This window comes from Actinomycetospora sp. (assembly GCF_055612215.1).
In genome coordinates this window covers 1-3,508 of sequence record NZ_JBVPVA010000454.1, presented here as the reverse complement: position 1 = coordinate 3,508, position 3,508 = coordinate 1, and the positions used below count along the sequence as shown (strand labels likewise).

Sequence of the window (3,508 nt, the reverse complement as noted above, 5' to 3'; positions counted from 1 at the left end):
CTGGGGCGGTCCCCGGTCGGTGACGCTGGTCCCGGCTCCGCGGCGCCCCCCGGACGACCCCCGGACGGTGGCCCTCGTCCCGCGGACCGAGGAGCGTCCTCCGGTCGGGCCGCGCATCGTGACGCTCACTCCGCGGCCGCGCCGTCGCCCGGATCCGCCGCCGCGTCCCACGGACCCGCCGCCGCGTCTCACGGACCCGCCGCGACGAGCCGACACGGCGCCGGTCACGTCCCCCGCGGCCCGGTCGGCACGCCGGCCGGTCCGCCACGTCCTGCTGGTGCTCTGGCTCGGGACGCTGCTCGTCGTCCTGGTGGCCGGTCCGCCGACGCCGCCCCGACCGGCCGGCGTGCCGACCGGGCCGCGGGGGACGTGACCGGCGCCGTGTCGGCTCGGCGCGGCGGGTCCGTGTCGGCTCGTCGCGGCGGGTCCGTGAGACGCGGCAGCGGGTCCGGGCGACGGCGCGGCCGCGGAGTGAGCGTCACGATCCGGGGCCCGACCGGAGGACGCTCCTCGGTCCGCGGGACGAGGGCCACCGTGCGGGGGTCGTCCGGGGCGCGCCGCGGAGCCGGGACCAGCGTCACCGAGCGGGGACCGCCCCAGTGGTTCGCGTCGGCGGCGAGGTCGGCCGGCGATCGGCGACGCAGCGACGTGGTGGTCACCGGCCGCGCCCCGGGTCTGCACGTCCTGGTTCGTCCACGGCCTGCCGACCTCTCAGATCAGGATGGCTGAGCGACAGACAGTAACAACGATCACGACGCAAGGGTCAAGCGACACAGGAGTGACGCATGTGGCGATCAGGGGAACACGCTGGTTGCGCTCCGTGAGCACGGATCACCGGACGAGGGGCTCCGCCCGCCAGGCGCCCTCACCCTCGAGGTCGAGCCGTCGGGAGTGGAAGGCCTCCAGGCTGCTGCGGTGCCCGACGCTCACCAGCACGAGATCGGGGAGCTCGCGGCGCAGCAGCGTGTAGAGGTCGTGCTCGAGTCCCTCGTCGAGGGCGGCCGTGGCCTCGTCGAGGAACACCACGTCGGGCCGCGCGATCAGCAGCCGCGCGAACCCGATGCGCTGCTGCTCGCCCGGCGAGAGCGTGCGCCACCACAGCTCCTCGTCGTCCAGCCGGTCGACGAGGTGGCCCATCGCGGTCGCGCGCAGGACCCGCGCCGCCTCGTCGTCGGACACGGTCTCCGGTGCGCCGGGGTAGGCCAGCGCCGTCCGCAACGTGCCGAGGGGCAGGTAGGGCTGCTGCGCGAGGAACACCGCGCCGCCGCCCACCGGGCGCTCGACGTGGCCGTCGGCGTAGGGCCACAGGTCCGCGAGGCTGCGCAGCAGCGTGGTCTTGCCGGTGCCCGAGCGGCCGGTGACGAGCAGCGACTCGGCGCGGCCGAGCTCCATCGACAGGTCCCGGACGAGGGTCTCGCCGTCGGGTTTGTTCACCGTCAGGTCCCGCACGACGACGCCGGCGGCCCGGTCGGTGACGTCCAGGACCGGCAGCTGGCGTGCCTCCTGGTCCGCGTCGAGCAGCCCGGTGAGGCGGTCGAGCACGGCACGGTAGGCGGCGAACTGGTCGTAGGCGTTGCGGAAGAACGACAGCGCGTCGTGGACCTGGCTGAACGCCTGCGCGGTCTGCTGGACGTCGCCCAGGCTGATCGCCCGGGCGAAGAACCGGGGCGCCTGGATGATGATCGGGAACACCACCGCGACCTGGCTCACGGCCAGGTTGAAGCCCTGGAACTTGAGCGTCCGGACGACGATGCGCCAGTAGTTCGCGATCACGTCGCCGAACCGGCCGTCCAGGGTGCGCCGCTCCAGCGGCTCGCCCCGCGAGAAGGCGATGTTCTCGGCGTTGTCGCGCACGCGCACGAGCCCGTAGCGGTAGAACGCGCTGAGTCCCTGGTTGAGGAAGTTCAGCCGGACCAGGGGCTTGCCGATCCGGAAGGCGAACACCGTCGCGACGATGACGTAGAGGAACGCGATGAACGTCATCGCGCGTGGGATCTCGAGCCCGAACACCGTGAGCGGCCCCGAGAGCTGCCAGAGCACGATCGTGAACGACGGGATCGTGACCAGGGCGCTCACCGCCCCGCTCGGGCCGATCGAGAGCGAGTAGGAGGTCTGGGCGAAGTCGGTGATGTCCTCCTGGATGCGCTGGTCGGGGTTGTCGACCTGCGTCGGGGAGAACCGCGATCGGTGGTAGACCCGGTCGCCGAGCCAGTCACCGAGGAACCTGGCGTTGAGGTCCTCCCAGAGCCGGATCACGAACGACTGGCCGACGTAGTAGGTCACCAGGGACTCGGCCACGGAGATCACCGCGATCACCGCGAAGATGCCGAGCGCCCGCCAGAACGCGCCGGAGTCCAGGTTCTGCAGCGCGGTGTAGAGGTCGTTCGTGTTGTAGGACAGCAGCAGGTTGATGCGCACCGACAGCACGACGAGCAGCAGCAGGACCAGGACGAACACCGTCGGGCGCCAGCTGGCCCGCTCCCCGCGGCGCGGGCGGACGAACGGCCCGGCCAGGCGCCAGAACTGCCGACCCCACGTCGTCGCCCGGACCAGGAGCACGACGACGATGCCGAGCACGATCACCGTCGCGACGAAGACCCCGAGGATCCACAACGGGCTCGTGATCCACTCCGTGCCCCAGTCGACCGTGTCCACGCCGCCTCCTCGAGCACCCCGGGCTGATCGCGGGAAGGTAGCGAGGCGCCGCGCGCGTCAGCCGGGCGGGCCCGGGAAGTCGACCAGGACCCGCTCGAGCGAGCCCGGGGTCACCGCGACGTCGCCGACGAACGGGTGGTCGATCGACACCGCCACGAACAGCAGGATGCCGATCAGCACGGCGATGCTGCCCGTCATCAGCAGCTGCAGCACCGGGCTGGTCAGCGCGAAGATCATCGAGAAGCCGATCGTGACGACCGCGCCGACGATGAGCGCCGCCCACAACACCCCCGGCAGGCCCCCCGTCACGAAGTCCAGCCGGGAGGAGCGCGCGGTCACCAGGTCGTTGAACCGCTCGGCCTCGGCGCCGACGAACTGCGCGCGGGACGGGGTGTCCGCGGGCAGCGCCTCGATGTCGATCGAGAGCCGGTCCAGCGTCGCGCCCACCGCGGGCGCGCCGGACTCACCGCGACCCATCGCCGGCCACTCGTCGTCGACGACGGTGCGCGCGTAGGCGATGACGTCGGCGCGGATCCGCGCGTGGGAGTCGGGCGGGAACGCGGCCGCGGTGCGCTCGATCGTGCGCAGGGCGCTGGCCTCCTGCCCGACGATGTCCCCCGCGCGACTGAACTGCTGCCAGCTCACGATGACGACGAACGCGAGCAGCACGGCGTAGATGACCCCGACGATCGCGATGAGGAACCCCGCGACCTCGTTGTGCTCACCCTCGCGCAGCCGCGGCCATCGATGACGCACCGCGAGCTGCGTCGCGACCGCGACCACCGGGACCCCGACGACGAGCAGCAGCGCACTGCACCACAACGGCCAGGCGCTCATCGGTGGCTCCTCTCCC

The 3,508-nt window shown here is 72.6% G+C and carries 2 protein-coding genes and 1 pseudogene; 1 reads left to right on the top strand and 2 read right to left on the bottom strand.

All coding sequences use genetic code 11. The annotated features are described in order from the left end of the window. Nucleotides 1-373: pseudogene (locus AC0CYZ_RS12700) on the top strand (hypothetical protein); the annotation flags it as partial. A 458-nt stretch (nt 374-831) separates the two neighbouring features. On the opposite strand, the gene AC0CYZ_RS12695 reads toward AC0CYZ_RS12700, so the two are convergent. Both AC0CYZ_RS12695 and AC0CYZ_RS12690 read right to left on the bottom strand, forming a co-directional pair. Then, entirely contained in the window at nt 832-2,655 is a 1,824-nt protein-coding gene (locus AC0CYZ_RS12695) for an ABC transporter ATP-binding protein/permease (protein WP_472215809.1), read from the bottom strand. A 57-nt stretch (nt 2,656-2,712) separates the two neighbouring features. Continuing rightward, on the bottom strand, nt 2,713-3,492 hold the full coding sequence (locus AC0CYZ_RS12690) for a bestrophin-like domain (protein WP_472215807.1): 780 nt from the start codon (nt 3,490-3,492) through the stop codon (nt 2,713-2,715). Nucleotides 3,493-3,508: the final 16 nt, after the last annotated feature.

Bases quoted from the DNA above. Each gene is read 5' to 3' on its own strand.
- AC0CYZ_RS12690 (WP_472215807.1), bottom strand. From the start codon at position 3,492: ATGAGCGCCTGGCCGTTGTGGTGCAGTGCGCTGCTGCTCGTCGTCGGG.